Annotated in this window: 17 protein-coding genes; 7 read left to right on the forward strand and 10 right to left on the reverse strand. The window is 73.6% G+C overall.

Going from position 1 to position 19,158, the window contains the following annotated elements; genetic code table 11:
• Positions 1-191: 191 nt before the first annotated feature.
• From ACF1CT_RS16905 to ACF1CT_RS16925, 5 genes are all read right to left on the reverse strand, one after another.
• A complete protein-coding gene (locus ACF1CT_RS16905; protein ID WP_391784608.1) occupies positions 192-929 on the reverse strand; it encodes a glucose 1-dehydrogenase in 738 nt (245 codons plus the stop codon).
• A 221-nt stretch (positions 930-1,150) separates the two neighbouring features.
• Entirely contained in the window at positions 1,151-3,373 is a 2,223-nt protein-coding gene (locus ACF1CT_RS16910) for an NADP-dependent isocitrate dehydrogenase (RefSeq protein WP_391784609.1), read from the reverse strand.
• Between the two features lie 114 nt (positions 3,374-3,487).
• A complete protein-coding gene (locus ACF1CT_RS16915; protein WP_391784610.1) occupies positions 3,488-4,567 on the reverse strand; it encodes a glutathione S-transferase family protein in 1,080 nt (359 codons plus the stop codon).
• Between the two features lie 13 nt (positions 4,568-4,580).
• Entirely contained in the window at positions 4,581-6,095 is a 1,515-nt protein-coding gene (locus ACF1CT_RS16920) for an MFS transporter (protein WP_391784611.1), read from the reverse strand.
• Positions 6,096-6,247: 152 nt separating this feature from the next.
• The gene (locus tag ACF1CT_RS16925; protein WP_391784612.1) at positions 6,248-7,843 is read right to left on the reverse strand and encodes an FAD-dependent monooxygenase; all 1,596 of its coding nucleotides are present in this window, start codon (positions 7,841-7,843) and stop codon (positions 6,248-6,250) included.
• A gap of 133 nt (positions 7,844-7,976) precedes the next feature.
• Here ACF1CT_RS16925 and ACF1CT_RS16930 point away from each other — a divergent pair, with 133 nt between their 5' ends.
• From ACF1CT_RS16930 to ACF1CT_RS16945, 4 genes are all read left to right on the forward strand, one after another.
• A complete protein-coding gene (locus ACF1CT_RS16930) occupies positions 7,977-8,522 on the forward strand; it encodes a CGNR zinc finger domain-containing protein (protein ID WP_391784613.1) in 546 nt (181 codons plus the stop codon).
• A gap of 132 nt (positions 8,523-8,654) precedes the next feature.
• Positions 8,655-9,641 (forward strand): dihydroxyacetone kinase subunit DhaK, encoded by a 987-nt coding sequence (gene dhaK, locus ACF1CT_RS16935; RefSeq protein WP_391784614.1) that lies wholly within the window; start codon positions 8,655-8,657, stop codon positions 9,639-9,641.
• Positions 9,642-9,661: 20 nt separating this feature from the next.
• On the forward strand, positions 9,662-10,276 hold the full coding sequence (gene dhaL / locus ACF1CT_RS16940) for a dihydroxyacetone kinase subunit DhaL (protein WP_391784615.1): 615 nt from the start codon (positions 9,662-9,664) through the stop codon (positions 10,274-10,276).
• Positions 10,273-10,683: a PTS-dependent dihydroxyacetone kinase phosphotransferase subunit DhaM gene (locus ACF1CT_RS16945; RefSeq protein ID WP_391784616.1), complete on the forward strand. Its 411-nt coding sequence runs from the start codon at positions 10,273-10,275 to the stop codon at positions 10,681-10,683. The genes dhaL and ACF1CT_RS16945 overlap by 4 nt, the downstream gene beginning before the upstream one ends.
• A gap of 55 nt (positions 10,684-10,738) precedes the next feature.
• On the opposite strand, the gene ACF1CT_RS16950 is transcribed toward ACF1CT_RS16945, so the two are convergent.
• Positions 10,739-14,167: a phosphodiester glycosidase family protein gene (locus ACF1CT_RS16950; protein ID WP_391784757.1), complete on the reverse strand. Its 3,429-nt coding sequence runs from the start codon at positions 14,165-14,167 to the stop codon at positions 10,739-10,741.
• Between the two features lie 312 nt (positions 14,168-14,479).
• Between ACF1CT_RS16950 and ACF1CT_RS16955 the strand changes: the two genes are divergently transcribed.
• Positions 14,480-14,983, forward strand: coding sequence for an NUDIX domain-containing protein (locus ACF1CT_RS16955; protein ID WP_391784617.1), 504 nt, complete (start codon positions 14,480-14,482; stop codon positions 14,981-14,983).
• Between the two features lie 192 nt (positions 14,984-15,175).
• Here ACF1CT_RS16955 and ACF1CT_RS16960 read toward each other — a convergent pair whose 3' ends face one another.
• Both ACF1CT_RS16960 and ACF1CT_RS16965 read right to left on the reverse strand, forming a co-directional pair.
• Entirely contained in the window at positions 15,176-16,120 is a 945-nt protein-coding gene (locus ACF1CT_RS16960; protein WP_391784618.1) for a M56 family metallopeptidase, read from the reverse strand.
• Positions 16,117-16,515, reverse strand: a complete 399-nt coding sequence (locus ACF1CT_RS16965) for a BlaI/MecI/CopY family transcriptional regulator (RefSeq protein ID WP_391784758.1) — start codon at positions 16,513-16,515, stop codon at positions 16,117-16,119. The genes ACF1CT_RS16960 and ACF1CT_RS16965 overlap by 4 nt, the downstream gene beginning before the upstream one ends.
• A gap of 196 nt (positions 16,516-16,711) precedes the next feature.
• On the opposite strand from ACF1CT_RS16965, the gene ACF1CT_RS16970 reads away from it, so the two are divergent.
• Both ACF1CT_RS16970 and ACF1CT_RS16975 read left to right on the forward strand, forming a co-directional pair.
• Positions 16,712-16,972: a hypothetical protein gene (locus ACF1CT_RS16970; RefSeq protein ID WP_391784619.1), complete on the forward strand. Its 261-nt coding sequence runs from the start codon at positions 16,712-16,714 to the stop codon at positions 16,970-16,972.
• Positions 16,972-17,568 carry a phosphatase PAP2 family protein gene (locus ACF1CT_RS16975; protein ID WP_391784620.1) on the forward strand — a complete coding sequence of 199 codons (597 nt, stop codon included), beginning with the start codon at positions 16,972-16,974 and terminating at the stop codon, positions 17,566-17,568. The genes ACF1CT_RS16970 and ACF1CT_RS16975 overlap by 1 nt, the downstream gene beginning before the upstream one ends.
• Positions 17,569-17,655: 87 nt before the next feature.
• On the opposite strand, the gene ACF1CT_RS16980 is transcribed toward ACF1CT_RS16975, so the two are convergent.
• Together ACF1CT_RS16980 and ACF1CT_RS16985 are read right to left on the reverse strand one after the other, a co-directional pair.
• A complete protein-coding gene (locus ACF1CT_RS16980) occupies positions 17,656-17,976 on the reverse strand; it encodes a DUF6191 domain-containing protein (RefSeq protein WP_391784621.1) in 321 nt (106 codons plus the stop codon).
• A gap of 116 nt (positions 17,977-18,092) precedes the next feature.
• Entirely contained in the window at positions 18,093-19,133 is a 1,041-nt protein-coding gene (locus ACF1CT_RS16985; protein ID WP_391784622.1) for an NAD(P)-dependent alcohol dehydrogenase, read from the reverse strand.
• Positions 19,134-19,158 lie beyond the last annotated feature (25 nt).

Genomic DNA, 19,158 nt, shown 5'->3' on the forward strand with positions numbered 1-19,158 from the left:
CGGGGGCCCCCCCGGGGGGGGGGGCCCCCCCCCCCCCGCCCCCCCCCCCCCCCCGGGCGCCCCCCGCCCCCCCCCCCCCCCCCCCCCCCCCACGACATTCACCCGTCAGGGCGGGCGAAGGAGGTACCGGGGCGAACGGACGGCGCCGGGGCCGGGTGAGCGGTCCGGCCGTCCCGGCGCCCGACGGGCTCTCAGGCGAGCCCTCCCGTCGCGCGCACGTTCTGCCCCGTGACCCAGCGGGCGTCGTGTCCGGCCAGGAACGCGACGACGTCGGCCACGTCCGCCGGTTCGCCCAACCGGCCGAGCGGGGTCATGCCGACGACCGCTTCGAGGGCCTCCGGCGGGTTGGCGCCGCGCAGCATCTCGGTGTCGGTCGCGCCGGGCGAGACGGAGTTGACCGTGATTCCGCGCGCGCCAAGTTCGCGGGCGGCGATGGCCGTGAGCTGTTCGACGGCCCCCTTGCTCGCGGCGTAGGCGGCGATTCCGGGGCCCGGGCGCACGGTGTTGGCCGAGGAGATGTTCACGATGCGGCCGCCGTCGCGCATCCGCAGGGCGGCGTACCGGATCGTCATGAAGACCGCTCTGGTGTTCACGGCCAGCACCTCGTCGAACACTTCCGGGTCGGTGTCGGCGATGGCGGACGGGGAGGGGCACAGCGCGGCGTTGTTCACCAGGATGTCCAGACCGCCGAGCGTCTCCTCGGCGCTCTCCATGAGCCGCCGGGGCCCGTCGGGTTCCGCGAGATCGCACCGGACGGGGTGTACCGTGCCCCCGTCGGCGCGCACCGCGCGGACGACCTCGGCGGCGGCGGCTTCGCCGGTGGTGTAGTTGAAGACCACGTGTGCGCCGTCGCGGCACAGGCGCTCGACGATCGCGCGGCCGATGCCCCGCGATCCTCCGGTGACCACCGCGTTCCTGCTTGTCGGCACGGTACCTCCTTGCGCAGACCCGCTCGCCCCGAGCGGCCCGGTCGTTCCGGGGCAGTCGAACCTACCGGCGGTCGGGCTCCTCCGTACGCGATTGCCGGGACGGAGTCCGCACCGGGCGTGTCCCACCGGACGGCGCCGCCGGCCCGGGACACGGAACCGCCCCGGCCGGGCACGATGCCGACCGGGGCGGAGGGACGGGGCGGGGCCCCGTGCGGGTCCCGTCAGCCGAGGGACGCGATGGCCTGGGTGAAGGTCGCCGACGGACGCATGACGGCGGCGGCCCTGGCCGGGTCGGGCTGGTAGTAGCCGCCGATGTCGGCCGGCGAGCCCTGCACCGCGATCAGCTCGTCGACGATGGTCCGCTCCTGCTCACCCAGCGTCTTCGCCAGACCGGCGAACGCCTGCGCGAGCTGCGCGTCCTCGGTCTGCCGCGCCAGCTCCTGGGCCCAGTAGAGGGCCAGGTAGAAGTGGCTGCCGCGGTTGTCGATGCCGCCCAGCTTGCGGCTCGGCGACTTGTCCTCGTTGAGGAAGGTGCCGGTGGCGCGGTCGAGGGTGTCCGCGAGGATCTGGGCGCGGGCGTTGCCGGTGGTCGTCGCGAGGTGCTCGAAGCTGGCCGCGAGGGCGAAGAACTCGCCCAGGCTGTCCCAGCGCAGGTAGTTCTCCTTCACCAGCTGCTGGACGTGCTTCGGCGCGGAGCCACCGGCCCCGGTCTCGAACAGGCCGCCGCCGTTCATGAGCGGGACGACGGAGAGCATCTTCGCGCTCGTGCCCAGCTCCAGGATCGGGAACAGGTCGGTCAGGTAGTCGCGCAGCACGTTGCCGGTGACCGAGATGGTGTCCTCGCCGCGGCGGATGCGCTCCAGCGAGAACGCGGTCGCCTTCTCCGGCGACATGATCTCGATCTGCAGGCCGTCGGTGTCGTGGTCGGCGAGGTACTTCCTGACCTTGGCGATCAGCTGCGCGTCGTGCGCGCGGTCCTCGTCGAGCCAGAACACGGCCGGGGCGCCGGTGGCGCGGGCGCGGGTGACCGCGAGCTTGACCCAGTCCTGGATCGGCAGGTCCTTGGCCTGGCAGACGCGGAAGACGTCACCGGCGCCCACCGCCTGCTCCAGCACGACGTCGCCGTTGGCGTCGACGACCCGCACCGTGCCGGTGGTGGGTACCTCGAAGGTCTTGTCGTGGCTGCCGTACTCCTCGGCCTTCTGCGCCATCAGGCCGACGTTCGGCACCGAGCCCATCGTCGACGGGTCGAAGGCGCCGTTGGCCCGGCAGTCGTCGATGACGACCTGGTAGACGCCCGCGTAGCTGCTGTCGGGGAGCACCGCGAGGGTGTCGGCCTCCTGGCCGTCCGGGCCCCACATGTGGCCGGAGGTGCGGATCATGGCCGGCATGGACGCGTCGACGATGACATCGCTCGGCACGTGCAGGTTGGTGATGCCCTTGTCGGAGTCGACCATGGCCAGCGCGGGACCGTCGGCGAGCTCGGCCTCGAAGGACGCCTTGATCTCGGCGCCCAGGTGCGGCACGGAGTCCAGGCCGTTCAGGATGGCGCCGAGGCCGTCGTTCGGGGAGAGCCCGGCAGCGACGAGCGCGTCTCCGTACTTCGCAAAAGTGTTCGGGAAGAAGGCGCGGACCACGTGGCCGAAGATGATCGGGTCGGAGACCTTCATCATGGTGGCCTTGAGGTGGACGGAGAAGAGCACGCCCTCCGCCTTGGCACGGGCGACCTGCGCGGTGAGGAACTCGCGCAGGGCCGCGACGCGCATGACCGCCGCGTCGACGACCTCGCCCGCGAGCACCGGTACCGACTCGCGCAGCACGGTGGTGCTGCCGTCGTCGCCCACCAGCTCGATGCGCAGGGTGCCGTCCTCGGCGATGACGGCGGACTTCTCGGTGGAGCGGAAGTCGTCGACGCCCATGGTCGCGACGTTCGTCTTCGAGTCGGCCGACCAGGCGCCCATGCGGTGCGGGTGCGCCTTGGCGTAGTTCTTCACCGAGGCGGGGGCGCGGCGGTCGGAGTTGCCCTCGCGCAGCACCGGGTTGACCGCGCTGCCCTTGACCTTGTCGTAACGCGCGCGGACGTCCTTGTCCTCGTCGGTCCGCGGGTCGTCCGGGTAGTCCGGGAGCGCGTAGCCCTGCGCCTGAAGCTCGGCGACGGCGGCCTTCAGCTGCGGGATCGAGGCCGAGATGTTCGGCAGCTTGATGATGTTGGCCTCGGGGGTCTGGGCCAGGGCTCCGAGCTCGGCGAGCGCGTCGTCGATGCGCTGGCCCTCCTGGAGACGCTCGGGAAAGGAGGCGATGATGCGCCCGGCCAGAGAGATGTCACGGCTCTCGACGTTGACCCCGGCCGTCGAGGCGTACGCCTGGACGACGGGCAGGAACGAATACGTCGCCAGGGCCGGGGCCTCGTCGGTGTGTGTATAGATGATGGTCGAGTCAGTCACCGTCTGCTCCGCTCCACGTCTGCAACATTGCTTGACATCAAGATATCTCGTGATCGCCGCCGACTCGACAGGGCCCTGCCCCTGAGGTGTCCGCCGCCCCGGCGGGCGTCCGGTTCAGGGGCGCCCCGACGGTGGGACCGCCTCGTCGGCGGGCACCGGGCCCGGCGGTGTCCCGTCGCCGAACGGGCGTCCGCCCAGCTCCTCGCGGTGGTGCGGGGTCAGCCAGCCCGACAGGTCGGGCCCCACCGGCACGATGCCGGTGGGGTTGATGCCGGCGTGGACCCGGTAGTAGTGCTGCTTGATGTGGTGGAAGTCGACGGTGTCGCCGAAACCCGGCGTCTGGTACAGGTCGCGCACGTAGGCCCACAGCACCGGGTCCTCGGCGAGCTTCGAGCGGTTGCACTTGAAGTGTCCGTGGTAGACGGCGTCGAAGCGCACCAAGGTGGTGAACAGTCTGATGTCCGCCTCCGTGAGGGTCTCGCCGACGAGATAGCGCCGGTCCGCGAGGCGGTCGGACACCAGGTCCAGCCGGTGGAACACGTCCCGGTACGCGGCCTCGTACTCGTCCTGCCCGGACGCGAATCCCGCGCGGTACACGCCGTTGTTCACGTCTCGGTAGATCCCCTCCATGACCTCGTCGATCTCGTCGCGCAGGGCCTCGGGATACAGGTCGGGGGCGCCCGGCCGGTGCAGCGCGGTCCACTCGGTCGCGAGGTCCAGGGTGATCTGCTGGAAGTCGTTGGTGACGAGCCTGCCGCTGGGTACGTCGACGATCGCGGGCACGCTGACCCCGCCGGGGTAACCGTGCTCCCGGGCCTCGTACGCCTCGCTCAGATAGGCGATGCCCAGCACCGGGTCCCGGCCGCCCTCGTCCAGGGTGAAGCGCCAGCTGCGGTCGTCCTGGATCGGATCGGCGACGGCGAGCGACAGGGCCGCCTCCAGCCCGAGCAGCCGCCGGGAGACGAGCGCGCGGCTCGCCCAGGGGCAGGCACGGCTGACGACCAGCCGGTAGCGGCCGGCCTCGACGGGCCAGCCATCCCTGCCGTCGGCGGTGACGCGGTCGGCGAAGTGGCTCCGGGAGCGCTTGAAGGCCTTGTGCCCGTAGGCCGCGTTGCCGTCGGTCCCCGGGCCGTCGTTGCCGGGGGTCCCCGTGTTGCCGGTGCCCTCGTTCGCCGGGCCGGGTGTCGCGTTCATCTCTCGTACTCCCTCATGAGGCTCTGCCCGCCGCCCTGCCGGAGACGGTTCGTGGTGCGTGGCGCCCGTCGCGGCGCTCCCCCCGGACGTCCGCCAGGCCGATGACCAGGGAGGCCACGACGAAGCCGACCGCGACGACGAGGCCGTGGTCGTACGCGCCCGCCCAGCCGTTGCCGCCCAGCCGGGCGAAGAACACCGAGCCGACCGCGGCGATCCCGATGGCCGACCCGACCCGCTGGCCGGTCTGGAGGGCGCCGCCCGCGCTGCCCGCCGTGGCCACCGGTACCTCGGCGAGGGTCAGCGTCTGGTTCGGGGCGATGACCAGACCACTGCCCAGACCTGCCAGGAGCAGCGGGGCCGCCATCGCCCACCCCGTGCCCCGTTCCGGCACCAGGTGCACGGCGAGGGCGGTGGCCCCGAGTCCGGCCGCCACCGTGACCAGCCCGGCCACCACCAGGGGGCGTCCGAAGCTGCCGACGAGCCTGCCGCCGGGGCCGGCCGCGACGGCCGAGCCCAGGGCGAAGGGCGTGATGACGAGACCCGCCTGCAGGGCGGTGTAGTGCAGTCCGTTCTGCAGGTAGAGCGTGGTGATGAAGAAGATCGAGGTGAATCCGGCGAAGTAGAGCAGGGCCAGCAGGCAGCCGAGCCAGTACGAGCGGACCCGGAAGAGCGACAGGTCGACGACCGGCTGCGTGCCGCGCCCGCCGCACCGCGACTCCCAGCCGACGAAGGCGCCGAGCAGTGCCGCGGCCGGCACCAGCAGCAGCCATTTGCCGTCGCCGGGCCATTGCTGGGCCTGGACGAACGGCAGCAGCAGGGCGAGTACGCCCGATCCGAGCAGCAGGACGCCGAGCGGGTCGAGGTCGCGCAGCCGCACCGGCCCGGCCGACGGGGTGTCCGGAAGCAGGCGCCGTGCCAGCAGGAGACACACGGCGCCGAGCGGCAGGTTGACGTAGAACACCCAGCGCCAGCCCTCGTGGGCGCCGGTCGCCTGGATCAGCAGCCCGCCCGACAGCGGGCCGACGGCCGTGGAGACGCCGACCACGGTGCCGAACATGCCGAAGGCCCGGCCACGCTCCGACCCGGAGAACATCTGCTGGATCAACGCGGAGATCTGCGGTGAGATCAGGCCGCCCGCGAGGCCCTGGACCAGCCGGGCGACCACCAGCCAGAGGCTGGTCTGGGCGGCCCCGCAGGCGGCCGACGCGAGCGTGAACAGGGCGAGGCCCGCCATGAACACCCTGCGACGCCCCCGCGCGTCGCCGAGACGCCCCGCGGGGATCAGGAACAGCCCGAAGGCGAGCGCGTAGCCGGAGAGCACCCATTGCAGGTCGGAGTCCGGGGTGTGCAGCCCGGCCCGGATCGACGGCAGGGCGACATTGACGATGGACACGTCCAGCAGGGTCATGAACCCGGCGATCAGGCACACCGCGAGCGCCCGCCAGCGGCGCGGGTCGGGTGTGCCGGGGCCGGGGGCGGTGTGAGTGCCCCACCCCGCGGCACCCCGGTGAGCCGCACTCTCTGCCATGGCTCGCACCCTAAGGGCTGTCCCGTGATCTGTGGTGGATCAGCGCGCGGCGTCGGACGCGGTGCGTCGCGGGGCGGGGGGACGGCCCCCGCGCACCGCCGGGGGACGCGCCACGACACGGCGCGGCCCCCGGGACCGCGCCCCTTCGGTCGCTACGCCGACGGGGTGAGCGGCTCCGCGCGGGAGAGGACCCGTCGCAGGACGGACGTGAGCTCCGCCCCGTCGTCGCCGGAGGACTGCCAGGCGATGTGCCCGTCGGGACGGACGAGGACGGCGCCGGACGGTCCCGGTGTGCCCTCGACCGCGTCCCATCCGCCGGGCCGGACCTCGCGGTGTCCGCCGGCCCCCAGCACGTGGACGGTGAGCGGGACACCCGCCCGACGGGCGGCGTCGGCCCGGCGCCGCCACGGCACGCCGTCGCCCCGCGCGATCAGGGTGAAACCGGGTCCGACCAGGTCGAGGGTGGAGGCGGCGCCCCCGTCCGCGGCGCGCAGGGGCACGTGCGGCAGGCGTCGTCCCGGGGCGCAGAGCGGTCGGTGGCCCTCGGGGTCCAGCGCGGTCCGGCCGGGGCGCGGCGGCTCGGCGACGACGGCGGTGGAGCGGTAGGCGGCGGTCAGCAGGAGTTCGTCGTCGATGCGGTAGGCAGTACGGCTGCGGGCGTTGTCGGTGGAGATGTCGATGACCTGGCGGGCGACGGGGCGGCGCTCGGCCCCGTAGCTGTCCAGCAGCGCGTCGCCCGCGTATCCGGCGGTGACGGCGGCGATTTTCCAGGCGAGGTTGTCCGCGTCGCCGATTCCGGTGTTCATGCCGTGTCCGCCGGTCGGCGGAACGGTGTGTGCCGCGTCGCCGACGAGCAGGACGCGTGATGCGCGGTAGGCCGCGGCCAGTTGGGCGTCCATGCGCCAGGTCGTCGTGCCGTGCACCGTCACGTCGAGGTCCACGATGCCGGCCGCGGTGCGGACGAGGTGTTCCAGGTACGCGTGACCGGACAGGTCCCGTGGCCGGGCCGTGTCGTCGAGCGGGTACTGGTAGATCCACCGGCGGTCGTTGTCGACGGCCATGAATCCGCCGCGCCCCGGGGCGGTGAGGAAGTAGGAGGCGCTGGCCCGGTCGGCGACCACGTCGCCGAGGGGCGCCTCGAACCGGATGCTGAGGTAGCGGCCGAGCCCGGTCGGGCCCTCCATCGCGATCCCGGCCCCGGTGCGCACGCCGCTCGCGGCACCGTCGCACCCGACGAGCCAGTCGGCGGTCACGACGTGGCGGATGCCGGTGGCGGCCTCCTCGACGACCGCCCGTACCGCGTGGCCGTCGTCGGTGAACGACACAAGCCGCGTACCGAATCGCACCCGGTCGCCGGCGAGCTCCCCCGCACGCCGCGCCAGGACCGGTTCGAGGACGTCCTGGGAGCAGATGAGCCCCGGGGACGGCGTGCGCCCGTCCTCACCGTGCTCCGGTGCCCGGGCCGGCGCGGTCCGGGTGAAGTCCGGGTCCACCAGGTCGTGTCCGCGGTAGAAGAAGACCTGGGAGGCGGGAAGTCCGGCCCGTCGGACGGCGGGTTCCAGTCCCATCCGGCGGAAGATCTCCATGGAGCGGGCTGACAGCCCCCGGGCCTTCGGATGACGCGATGTCGTCGCGCGGGCCTCGACAAGTACGTGGTCCACCGCGAAGCCGGACAGCAGGGCCGACAGGGTCAGGCCGACCGGACCACCGCCGACCACCAGCACGGACACCTTCGACGGAACAGACATGGGCCCCTCCGCGCCCGGGGGAACACCCGGACCTGGTAACGATAACCTTGTTTTTTGACGTTACCATGGGTGGGTGCGCGCGACACGGCGAGCACGCCCGGACGGGGGGCACACCCGGCACGAGGGAGATCCGGTGGGCGACAGCCTCCACGACAGCGACGACAATCCACGCGGCCTGTACTTCCTGGTGGACCTGGTCAACACCGTCCGGGACGGCGGTCCGGCGACGGCGAACGCGCTCCGGGCCGTGGTCGAACGGCACGGCGGCCCCCCGCTCGCCCTCGACGAAACCACCGCCCGGCAGTTCCGCGAGGCCGCCGTCGGCCTCTCCCGGATCCTCGACCTGCACGACGAGGACCAAGCCGCGGAAGCCATCAACGCCCTGCTCGACCGGTATCCCGCCCGGCCCCGCCTGGTCCGCCTCCCCGGACGCCCGTGGTCGCTCCACACCCGTACCCCCGAACACGCGCACCCCGCGGAATGGCTTCTGTCCACGGCCGCCCTCGCCCTCGCCCTGTGGCTCGGCGAACGCGGACGTTGTGCCTGGGGCCGGTGCGCCGCTCCCGGGTGCGACCGCTATTTCATCGACGCGGGACGCCGCGCACCGCAGCGGTTCTGTTCCACGCGCTGCGGCACCCGCGTCCGCGTGGCGACGCACCGGGCCCGGCAGATCCGGTGAGCGTGCCCCGCCGCCACGCGGCCCCGGCGCACATCAGTTCCGCGACTTCCGACACAACATGACGGCCCCTCAGTAGAGTCGGCGTCGGTCCAGCAACAGCCCCGCCGAGATCGCCAGGAGATTGCGTTGCGAATGCTGATCAACGTTCCCGAAACCGTTGTCGCGGACGCGCTGCGCGGCATGGCCGCCGCTCATCCCGAGCTGACCGTGGATGTCGAGAACCGGGTCGTGGTGCGGCGCGATGCCCCGGTGGCCGGGAAAGTGGCGCTCGTCTCCGGGGGCGGGTCCGGGCACGAACCCCTGCATGCCGGGTTCGTCGGCCCCGGCATGCTGTCCGCCGCCTGCCCGGGAGAGGTGTTCACCTCGCCGGTGCCGGATCAGATGGTGCGGGCCTCGGCGGCCGTCGACAGCGGGGCGGGGGTGCTGTTCGTCGTCAAGAACTACACCGGCGACGTGCTGAACTTCGAGATGGCCGCCGAGCTCGCCGAGGACGAGGGCATCCGGGTCGCCCAGGTCCGTGTCGACGACGACGTGGCGGTCACCGACAGCCTGTACACGGCGGGGCGACGGGGCACCGGCGCCACCCTGTTCGTGGAGAAGATCGCCGGGGCGGCGGCCGACGAGGGCGCGCCGCTGGAGCGGGTGGAGGCCGTGGCCCGTCGGGTGAACGAGTCCTCGCGGAGCTTCGGCGTGGCACTGGACGCCGTCACCACACCGGCCAAGGGCTCCCCCACCTTCGACCTGCCGCCGGGGGAACTGGAGCTGGGCATCGGAATCCACGGCGAGCCGGGCCGCGAGCGGCGCCCCATGATGACGTCACGGGAGATCGCGGACTTCGCGGTGGACGCGGTGCTGGAGGACCTGCGGCCGAGCGCACCGGTGATCGCGCTGGTCAACGGCATGGGGGCGACCCCGCTTCTGGAGCTGTACGGGTTCAATGCCGAAGTGCAGCGGGTGCTGTCCGAGCGGGGTGTCGTGGTGGCTCGTACGCTCGTGGGGAACTACGTGACCTCGCTCGACATGGCGGGCTGTTCGGTGACGCTCTGCCAGGTGGACGAGGAACTGCTGCGCCTCTGGGACGCGCCGGTTCAGACGCCGGCGCTGCGCTGGGGCCGTTGACCCGACGACAAGGAGATCATGTGCTCGACACCGGTTTCTTCCACCGTTGGATGACCGCGGCCGCGACCGCCGTGAATCGCGAGGCCGACCACCTCACCGAACTCGACTCGGCCATCGGGGACGCCGACCACGGCGCCAACATGCAGCGCGGGTTCGCCGCGGTGACCGCGGTCCTGGACAAGGAGGCACCGCAGACCCCGGGTGCCGTGCTGATGCTCGCCGGACGGCAGCTGATCTCGACCGTCGGCGGGGCCTCCGGACCGCTGTACGGGACGCTGCTGCGGCGCACCGGAAAGGCCCTGGGCGACGAGCCCGAGGTGACGCGGCGGCAGCTGGCCGAGGCACTCGGCACGGGCGTCGCCGCCGTGGCCCAGCTCGGCGGTGCGCAGGCGGGGGACAAGACGATGCTCGACGCGCTGCTGCCGGCGGCCGAGGCGCTCGCGACGTCGTTCGACGCGGCCCGGGACGCCGCCGGGGCGGGGGCACTGGCGACGGTGCCGCTGCAGGCGCGCAAGGGCAGGGCGAGCTATCTGGGTGAGCGCAGCATCGGACACCAGGATCCGGGGGCGGCGTCCTCCGCCCTGCTGATCGGCGCGCTGGCCGAGGCCGGCGATGCGAACGGAGGCGACGCGTGAGTGACGTGAACCAGGTCGGGATCGTGCTGGTCTCGCACAGCGGCCCGGTGGCGGAGTCCGTCGCCGAGTTGGCCAGGGGCCTCGCGGCCGGGGGCGCGACGGCTCCGGTCGCCGCCGCCGGGGGCACGCCGTCGGGCGACCTCGGGACGAGCGCGGAACTGATCGCCGAGGCCGCCGGGGCGGTGGACACGGGCGCGGGCGTGGTGCTGCTGGTGGATCTGGGCAGCGCCGTGCTGACGGTCCGGGCGATGCTGGCCGAGGGCGACGAACTCCCGGACGGCGCGCGGCTGGTGGACGCGCCGTTCCTGGAGGGCGCGGTGGCCGCGGTGGTGACGGCGTCGGCGGGCGGTGACATCGACGCGGTGGAGGCCGCGGCCAAGGAGGCGTACGACTACCGCAAGGTGTAGACGGCCCGGCCCCCGGGCCGGCCGGGACATGGCCGGCCCGGGGGCTCGCGGTCCGTCAGGCCGCCGTCGCGGTCCCGGCAGCCGCGATGCTGATCCGTACCTTCCGGGTGGTGCCGTTGACCGTCACCGCGAGTGTGACGGTGCCCGGCCGGAGCGCGGTGAGCACGCCGGTCGACGGGTCGAGGACGGCGGTGTGGCGTTGCCGGGCGTCGCCCCGATGGCCGATGTGGACGTTCGGGGATCCGGTCCAGTCGGCGGACAGCGGGAAGCCGACCGGAACGCCGCGCACCCCCTGGGTGACGGTCGCCGTGACCCTCGCGCGGCTTCCGGCGCCGAGCACCGTGGGCGCGTCGATCGCGAGCGCGTCGACATGGGCCCGCGTCTGCACGGACACCCAGTCGGGACCGCCCTGCCACGGGCGCTGCCGGGCGACCGCCTGTTCGCCGGGCGTGACCCGGTCCACGCCGATCAGCGACCAGCCGGTGAAGCCGCCCTCGTCCGCGGGTCCCGCCGGTGCCTTGCCGGAGTTGCCGTTGATCAGGTACGGCACGCCGTCGACGTGCGAGGCGTGGAACACGCCGACGTGGCCGCCGACGAACGCCGCTCCCTTGCCCGTCGTGCGGCGGAAGTCGGCGAGCCACTGCTCGACGAGGGCCGCCTCCTTGCGGTCGCCGAGCTGGCTGCCCTTCTGCGCGGTCGGATCGCGCGGCGGTACGTGCTCGATCAGCATGACCGAGCCGACGGAGCGGTCCTTCGCCGCCGCGTCCAGCTGGGCGCGGAACTCCTTGATCTGGGCGAAGCCTCCGCCGCGCAGACCGAGGCTGGACGTGTCGAGCGTGATGAACCGGGTCCCCCGGTGGTCGAACGTCCGCTGCGCGGGCCCGAATTCGTCGACGAAGTTGTCGATCTTCCCGCCCATCACCTCGTGGTTGCCCGGTACGTAGTACCAGGGCAGCGCGTCGCCGAGTTCCTCGGCCAGGACGCGGTGGGCGAAGGCCAGGTCCTCGGGCGATCCCTCGTCGACGAGGTCGCCGTCGACGACCAGGAAGTCGGGCCGGGCCGCCCTGATCTCGCGCAGCGTCCGCCGCGCCTGGGCGACGATGTCGCTGTTCGGTTCACGGGCGACGAACTGGGCGTCGGACATCACCGCGAACCGCCAGTCCCGGCGCTCGGTCACGGCGGCCGGGTCGATCAACGGATCGGCGGGAGCTGCCTGTTCGGGGAGGTCGACGGTGGGCGGCACCTGCGCCGTGAGGTCGTCGACGACGATCTCCCCCGTGTACTGCCGTGCGGCGGCCGTCTCGGCGAGGTAGAAGCGGGACACGGACAGCGGCATGGCGACTCCGGACGGGACCGCGAAGACGGCCTGCCGCCAGCCGGTCCAGGTGACGTACGGTCCGCGCAGCAACTGGTCGGAGCCGGAGGCGTCCTTGAGGTGCAGGGTCGGCCAGGCGCCGTTGCCGTCGCCCTTGATCCACAGCTTGAACGACTGGGGCTGGCCGGGCACGGGGATCGGCCGGGGCGGGGCGGCGTAGGCCGCGCGGGTGGCGGTGGACTGCGTGAAGTCGTAGTCCAGTTTCAGTCCGGTGCCGGTACGGCCGTCGGGCGTGGCGGAGAGGGAGCCGCTCGCCCGGGCCTGGCTGAAGGTCCAGGAGCCGGCGTCGTCGAAGCCGGCGACGGCCTGTTCGGCGAGGCCGACGCTCACGGCGAGGGCGGTGGTGGCACCGGCGACGGTGGCCCGGATCTGCCCGGCGCCGCTGCCGGTGCGGGAGGTGACGGTGAAGGAGCCCCGTCCGTCGTCCCGGACGTCGAAGAGCCTCCGGTCGTAGTCGAGGGCGATGTCACGGGGTTCGACGGGGGCGGAGGCGCCGTGGGCGTCGAGTCCGACGATCCCGAACGTCGCGGTGGCGTCGCCGTCGGCGAGGCCGACACGCCGGGTGGTCGGCTCGATCCGGGCGAGTTCGTCGAGGACGGTGAGGGTGGTGCCGCCGCGCGCCGCGCCCTTCTCGGCGCGGACCTCGGTGGTGCCGCCGCGGCGCGCGGTGAACAGGCCGTCGCGGTCGACGGTGCCGACGGAGCCGTGCGCGGTGCGCCAGCGCGGGGTGCCGTCGGCGGGGCCGTACGTCTCGTCGTATCCACTCGCGGTGAGGCGCCGGGTGAGCCCGGGGAAGACCCGGTCGGGCCTGCCGCCCCTGACGGGGTCGACGCCCGGTGCGGTGGCGGCGGGGGTGCGGGTGCTCACCCAGAAGCCCTTGAGCCGGCCGCTGCCGTCGGGGGCGGTGAGGGCGAGACCGTTGGGGACGGTGCGTTCGCTGCCGTCGGACGGGCTGTTCTCCACCCGGAGCGCGTCGCTGCCGGGCTCCCGCGCGACGAGGGTCGACGAGCCGCCGCCGTCCAGGTTGAGCGCGCTGTACGAACCGGCGCGGCGCATCATCAGACCGAGTTCGGTGAGGGTGACGCCGCCGCTGTCGGCCTGCCGTCCGTCGACGGTGATGATCTGCATGGTCCGGCCGTCCCGGGAGAAGCCGACGGCGGTCCGGGGCGCGGCGGTGTTGTTCCCCTCGCCCTCGTGGTCCTGGGCGGTTCCGTCGACGACGAGGAGTTCGCGTCCGCCGACCGCGGTGCGCGGCACGGGTCCGTCGTCGGTGCGGGCCCGGTAGGTCAGGGAGACGGCGTCACCGGGCTTCAGCGCGCCGATCGCGGCGGCCGAGGCCTCCCGGCCGATCAGGACGGTGGTGTCGTCGGGGACGGCGCCCGAACCGGGGGTGTCGGAGACCGAGACGACCCTGCCCCGCCGTACGACCGCTTCGGCGACGGGGGTCGCACCGTCCACGGTCATCGCGCGGTCGGCTCCTCCCCAGGCCGAGGTGTAGGCGCCGACTCCCCCGGCCGGTACGTTCGCGGCGTTGTACGCGGCGAGCGGCCGCTGCCCGGAGGGCAGGGTGAGCTTCCCCTCGAAGTAGAGGTTCAGGATGCGGCCCGCGCTGCCGGGGCCGATGCCGACGGCCCGGTCGATGCCCGGCGCCGGCGACTGGACGACGGCACCGTCCCTGATGCCGATGCCTTCCGGCGCGCCGGTCTGGTTGATGTCGAAGAAGTCGGCGTTGATCGCCGCGACGGTACGACGGCCCCGGCCCGGGTCGTGTCCGGCGGCGAGTTCGGAGACCGTGTGCCGTTCGGAGACCTTGCCGGAGGAGAGGTAGTCGGCGCGCACGCCGCTGCCCGCGAGGTCGACGGAGAGGGAGTCGACCCGCAGCCACTTGTCGGATTCGAGCCGGTCGTACGAGTCGAGACGGACCCCCGGCGCGATCGGGCGCGAGGCGCGCGCGGTCTCGATGCCGTCGCCGTCCGCGACCGCCCGGGGCGCGCCCGCCGCGCTGCTCGGGGGCGGCGGGGCGAGGGGTCTGAGGATTTCGGCGGCGGTACGGGGACGCGGGTCGGTCGTCGCGTCGGCGAGAGCCGGGGCGACGGTGCCCACCGTCATCGCGGACACGGTCGCGAGCAGGACGAGCGGGCGTGTCACCCGCCGATGCGCCCGAGCCGCCCTCCCGGATGCTCCCGTCGTGGTGCCGACTGTGCCAGGGGCCACAAGTCCTCCTGCGATTGCGTTGGTTGTCCGGCCCGAAGGTGCGGGCGGGTGCTGTCGGCGGACAGCTTCGCCGCGGGCGGGGCCCCGCACCAGGGGGCATCGGGAACCTCGGGGGAAACAGGGCGGGTCGGCTCGATGACGGACGTGATCACCTCAACGGTGCGGCGACCACCGCGTCATGCCGTGCCGGCGCGCAGACTTGACGCCATGTCGTCACAGAAGCGCGCGAGACGCAGTGCGGGTGTCCTGCTCTTCCGCCGGACCGACGGGGCCCCGGACGGCGGTGCCGGGTTCGAGGTGCTCATCGGGCACATGGGCGGGCCGTTCTGGGCGGGGCGCGAGAACGCCGCGTGGTCGGTCCCGAAGGGCGAGTACGGGCCGGAGGAGGAACCCGCGGCCGCCGCTCGCCGCGAGTTCGAGGAGGAGTTCGGCCACCCGGTGCCGGACGGTGCGTGGGTGGCACTCGGTGAGGCCCGCCAGTCCGGTGGCAAGACCGTGACGGTGTGGGCGGTGGAGGCGGACGTGGACGCCGCGACGGCCGTGCCGGGGACGTTCGCTATGGAGTGGCCGCGGGGCTCCGGGGTGGTGCGGGAGTTCCCGGAGGTCGACCGGTTCGCCTGGTGCGGCCCGGCACAGGCCGCCGGACGGCTCGTGGCGGGACAGCGGGTCTTCCTGGACCGGCTGCGCGATCATCTGCGCGGCGTCGTCTGACACCCGTTCGGTTCCGTCCCGGGCGGCCGGTCGGCGCGGCCGCACCGGGAGGGCGGCGAAACCGTTCGCGGCGAACGAGTCGGGCCGCGCGCGACCGGTGCCACCGCTCCGTGGACGCCCGGGCCGCGGAAGCGCGTGAACGGGGCGGGCGCAGGACGACGAGCGTCACGGCCGCGCCGGGAACGGGCGGTGTCAGTAGCGCGGGGCCTCGCCCTGGGCCACTTCGATACTGCTGTGGAGGTCGCTCGTGGCATCGAGCGCGGCGGCTCCGGAGAGGACGAGACAGGCGAGCAGGGCCGCGGCCGCCGCCCGGCCCGCACGGGGTCGCGGGGCCGCCCGGTCCAGGAGCGCGGCGACGCGGCGCGGAACGGGCCCGGCCGCCGCCGCGAGCGCCACGCGGGGCCGTCGGCGTACGGGGCCCTCGGCGGCGCGTGCGGCGAGCGCGGCGCGGCCGATGGCCCGGGCGGCGATCCGTCGGTCGCCGACGGCCGAGGCGGCGGCCTCGTCGGCGCAGCGTTCGAGGGCGTAGCCCGTGGGGCCGCGCAGGGACCGCAGCGCGGGGTGGCAGAGCGCCGCCAGTTCGACGGCGGCGGTGTAGAGGTGGTGGTGACCGGCGAGGTGGGCACGTTCATGGGCCAGCAGCGCTTCTCGCTCGGCCGGGTCCAGGGCTTTCAGCATCGCGGTGGTGACGACGATCCGGCCGGGGGTCCCGGGACGGCCGGGAAGCGCGTAGGCGTCGGGACGGCTGTCGCGCAGAACGGCGAGTTCGCCGTCGGTGCGGACGGGCGTGCGGGCTGCCCGGTGCAGTTCCGCCCAGTGTCCGCGCGCGGTGCGGGTGACGGCGACGGCACAGCCCGCGAGCACTGCCAGCGCCGCGGCCGCGAGCGGTACCGCGGTCACGGGGACGGCCTCGGAGAGCGGCCCGACGAGTCGGCCGGCGGCGGAGACCGCCGAGAACCGGGTCGCACCGGGCACCACCAGCAGAGCGAGCGCGAGCAGACTGCACAGGGCGAGGCCGACGCCCGTCCCGGCGAGCAGCCGTGCGGCGCGCACCGGCGACAGGCCGTCCGCCAGCCGGCCGGCCGCGGGCGCCACGAGGAAGGGCACCAGCAGCGGAATCCATACGGCGTAGATCATCCCGGCTCCCCGTCGAGGAGTTCCCTGAGCAGGCGCTCGTCCTCGTCGGTGAGCTGCGAGACGAAGCGTGCGAGCACCGTGCCGCGGTCCGGCTCCTTGCGCAGTTCGCTGTGCATCCGGCGGGCGATCATACCGGGAGCGTCCTCGGTGGGGGTGTACGCGAAGCCACGCCCTGCCCTGGTCCGGGCGACCGTGCCCTTCTCGTGGAGCCGCGTGAGGATCGTGGTGACGGTGGTGCGGGCGAGTTCCGGTCCGATCGCGCCCTGCACCTGGGCCGGGGTCAACGGTGTCCCGGCGGCCCACAGGGCCGCCAGGATCGTGGACTCCAGCTCTCCGGACTGACGTCGTTCCGCTCCGGCGCGGCGCGGGGGGACGGGCTCCGCGCGGGTGTCCACTGCCGGTACGGGGGTCGCACCGTCGTCCGGAAGGGGGGTGGGGCCCTCTCCGGATCCATCGGATATCCCGTTCACCTCGGCCATGGGAACTCTCCTGCCCCTTCGAGCGTCTACAGTGACGTAGACCGTCTACATCACTGTAGTCAGTCCGGGCATGCCGCGAGGCCGCCCGCCACCATTATGGGAGAGCTCCGCCATGCCCCTCTTCACCTCGGTCTCCGCGCCGGTGCGGCAGGCCGTCCGCGAGACGGTTCCCGCGGGATACGGGCCGGAGTCCTCGATGCCCGACCCGGACCGCCGCCCGCTCCCGGTCGCGGCCGTCCCGGTCGCGGCTGTCACGGTCGCGGCTGTCACGGTCGCGGCTGTCACGGTCGCGGCCGAGGCCCCTCTCGCCCCGCTCGCCGTCGAATCGCCCCGTTCACGCCGTCGGCGCACCACCGAAGGAGAGAACGGCTGATGGCACTCCTCTCCCCCTCGATCGACGGCGGCCTGTACACCTGGATCACCGAACTGGCCGGGCGCTCCCCCGCCTCCCTGGACGCCGCCGTGCGCGTCTGGTCGGACTACGGGCTGTCGCTGTTCGCCGTGCTGATGCTCGTGTGCTGGTGGCGCTCGCGCTCCGCCTCGCCCTCCCGTACGGCCATGGCGCTCTGCGCCCCGTTCGTCGTCGTGGCCGCGTACCTCGTCAACGACCTGGTGAAGTCGTTCTTCCACGAACAACGGCCGTGCCGGACGCTGCACGTCGTGACGGTGGAGGCGTGTCCCGCGCTCGGCGACTGGTCCTTCCCCAGCAACCACGCCGCGATCGCCGCGGCGGCTGCGACGGCGATCTGGCTGACCGATCGCAGACTCGGGGCGATCGCGGTTCCCGCCGCCGTGCTGATGGCGGCCTCCCGGGTGTGGATCGGCGTGCACTACCCGCACGACGTCCTGATCGGGCTGGTCACGGGGGTGGTCATCGCCTGGGCGCTGACGGTCGCGGCGGGACGGGGCGGGCCGGCCGTGGTCCGGTTGCGGCAATCCCCCCTGCGCCCGCTGGTGACCACCCGGTGACTGCGGGCTTCCCGACTCGCGACTCGCGGCTTCCGGCTCCGCGTCGACGACGGGCCGGGCGGATCCGGGACGTCCGGCACGTCGGTGTCAGGCTCCGTGCCGGGGCAGGCGGATGACGGCGGTGCCGCCGTCGAGGTCGATGCGGGAACGGTGCGGCGGGGCCCCGTCCTCCTCGTCGTCGCGCAGCAGCAACGCGCTGCCGCGTTCCTTGAGCTCGCTCTGTTTGCCGGGTGAGAAGCTCGCGTGCAACTGCTCGAAGCCCGTGGCCGACACCTGTCCCTGCCGGGCGCCGTTGCGCCAGGGCAGCAGCCCGGCCCGGCCCGCGCGCAGCATCAGTTGATCGACGAGGGCCACGACCGTCAGGCCGATCACCAGTCCGGGCAGCGTCATCATCGCGGCGAATTCCATCCGTCCAGTCTCCCCCGGCCGCGCCGCGCGCCGCATCGGTCGCGGGGCGCACGACCGGGGCGGGTCGCCGCGTGGTGCGACGGCCCGCCCCGGGGACGGGTGCCGGTCCCGTTCGGTCAGCCGTTGGGGAGGATGACCGCGCGGCCGTTGATCCTGCCGTGATGCAGTCGCTCGTACGCCAGCGGTGCCTCGTCGAGCGTGTAGGTCTCGACGTGGACCTCGACGGAGCCGGTGCGGGCGAGTTCGAGCACCTCGGCGAGTTCGGCGCGCGATCCCCAGTACGGGGAGGTCACCGTCGTGTTGTACGGCAGGGAGCCGAAGCCGACCGGCAGCGCGCCGCCGCCGAGGCCGACGATCGTCACGTCGGAGTCGATCGCGGCGGCGGCCCCGGCCGTGGTGACGGTCGGGGGCGCGCCGACGAAGTCGAGGACGACCTGTGCGCCGACACCGCCGGTCAGCTTCCGGACCTCGGCCGCGGCGTGTTCGTCGGAGAGCACGGTCCGGTGCGCGCCGACGGCGCGGGCCAGCGCGAGCTTGTCCTCGGAGACGTCCAGGGCGATGACGCGGACGGACGTCAGGGCGCGCAGCAACTGGATGGCGACGTGGCCGAGGCCGCCGGCGCCTATGACCACCGCGGTGGCTCCGGGCACCAGCTTCGGCAGGGACCGCTTGATCGCGTGGTACGGGGTCAGGCCCGCGTCGGTGAGCGGGACGGCCTGGACCGGGTCGAGACCGCCGAGCGGCACCAGGTGGCGGGGGTCGTCGACGATCATGTACTCGGCCATGGCACCGGGCGCGCCGAGTCCGGGCGGGGCTATGCCGAGTTCCCTGGCGCGCAGGCAGTAGTTCTCCTTGCCCTCGGCACACTTGACGCAGGTCCCGCAGCCCCAGGGGCCGTAGACCGCGACGGACTCGCCGATCGCGAGACCGCTCGCACCGTCGCCGAGCGCGGCGACGGTGCCGACGCCCTCGTGGCCGAGGGTGAGCGGCAGCGGGAACGGGATCTGCTCCGCGGGCATGCTCATCACGGCGATGTCGGAGTGGCAGACGCCCGCCGCGGTGACCTTGAGCAGCACCTGTCCGGGGCCGGGTTCCGGGTCGGGCACGGTGACGATCTCGGGTGCCGCGCCCACCGCGCGGTACTGAACGGCCTTCATGGTTCTCTCCTCGCTTCTTCGTGTT

Origin of the sequence: Streptomyces sp. NPDC014734, from assembly GCF_043083325.1 — a bacterium.
GTDB lineage: Bacteria > Actinomycetota > Actinomycetes > Streptomycetales > Streptomycetaceae > Streptomyces.

Bases quoted from the DNA above. Each gene is read 5' to 3' on its own strand.
- ACF1CT_RS16955 (WP_391784617.1), top strand. From the start codon at position 14,480: ATGTCGTCACAGAAGCGCGCGAGACGCAGTGCGGGTGTCCTGCTCTTC.
- ACF1CT_RS16960 (WP_391784618.1), bottom strand. From the start codon at position 16,120: ATGATCTACGCCGTATGGATTCCGCTGCTGGTGCCCTTCCTCGTGGCG.
- ACF1CT_RS16980 (WP_391784621.1), bottom strand. From the start codon at position 17,976: ATGGAATTCGCCGCGATGATGACGCTGCCCGGACTGGTGATCGGCCTG.
- ACF1CT_RS16975 (WP_391784620.1), top strand. From the start codon at position 16,972: ATGGCACTCCTCTCCCCCTCGATCGACGGCGGCCTGTACACCTGGATC.
- dhaK (WP_391784614.1), top strand. From the start codon at position 8,655: ATGCTGATCAACGTTCCCGAAACCGTTGTCGCGGACGCGCTGCGCGGC.
- ACF1CT_RS16970 (WP_391784619.1), top strand. From the start codon at position 16,712: ATGCCCCTCTTCACCTCGGTCTCCGCGCCGGTGCGGCAGGCCGTCCGC.
- ACF1CT_RS16950 (WP_391784757.1), bottom strand. From the start codon at position 14,167: ATGACGGTGGGCACCGTCGCCCCGGCTCTCGCCGACGCGACGACCGAC.
- ACF1CT_RS16920 (WP_391784611.1), bottom strand. From the start codon at position 6,095: ATGGCAGAGAGTGCGGCTCACCGGGGTGCCGCGGGGTGGGGCACTCAC.
- ACF1CT_RS16985 (WP_391784622.1), bottom strand. From the start codon at position 19,133: ATGAAGGCCGTTCAGTACCGCGCGGTGGGCGCGGCACCCGAGATCGTC.
- ACF1CT_RS16915 (WP_391784610.1), bottom strand. From the start codon at position 4,567: ATGAACGCGACACCCGGCCCGGCGAACGAGGGCACCGGCAACACGGGG.
- ACF1CT_RS16925 (WP_391784612.1), bottom strand. From the start codon at position 7,843: ATGTCTGTTCCGTCGAAGGTGTCCGTGCTGGTGGTCGGCGGTGGTCCG.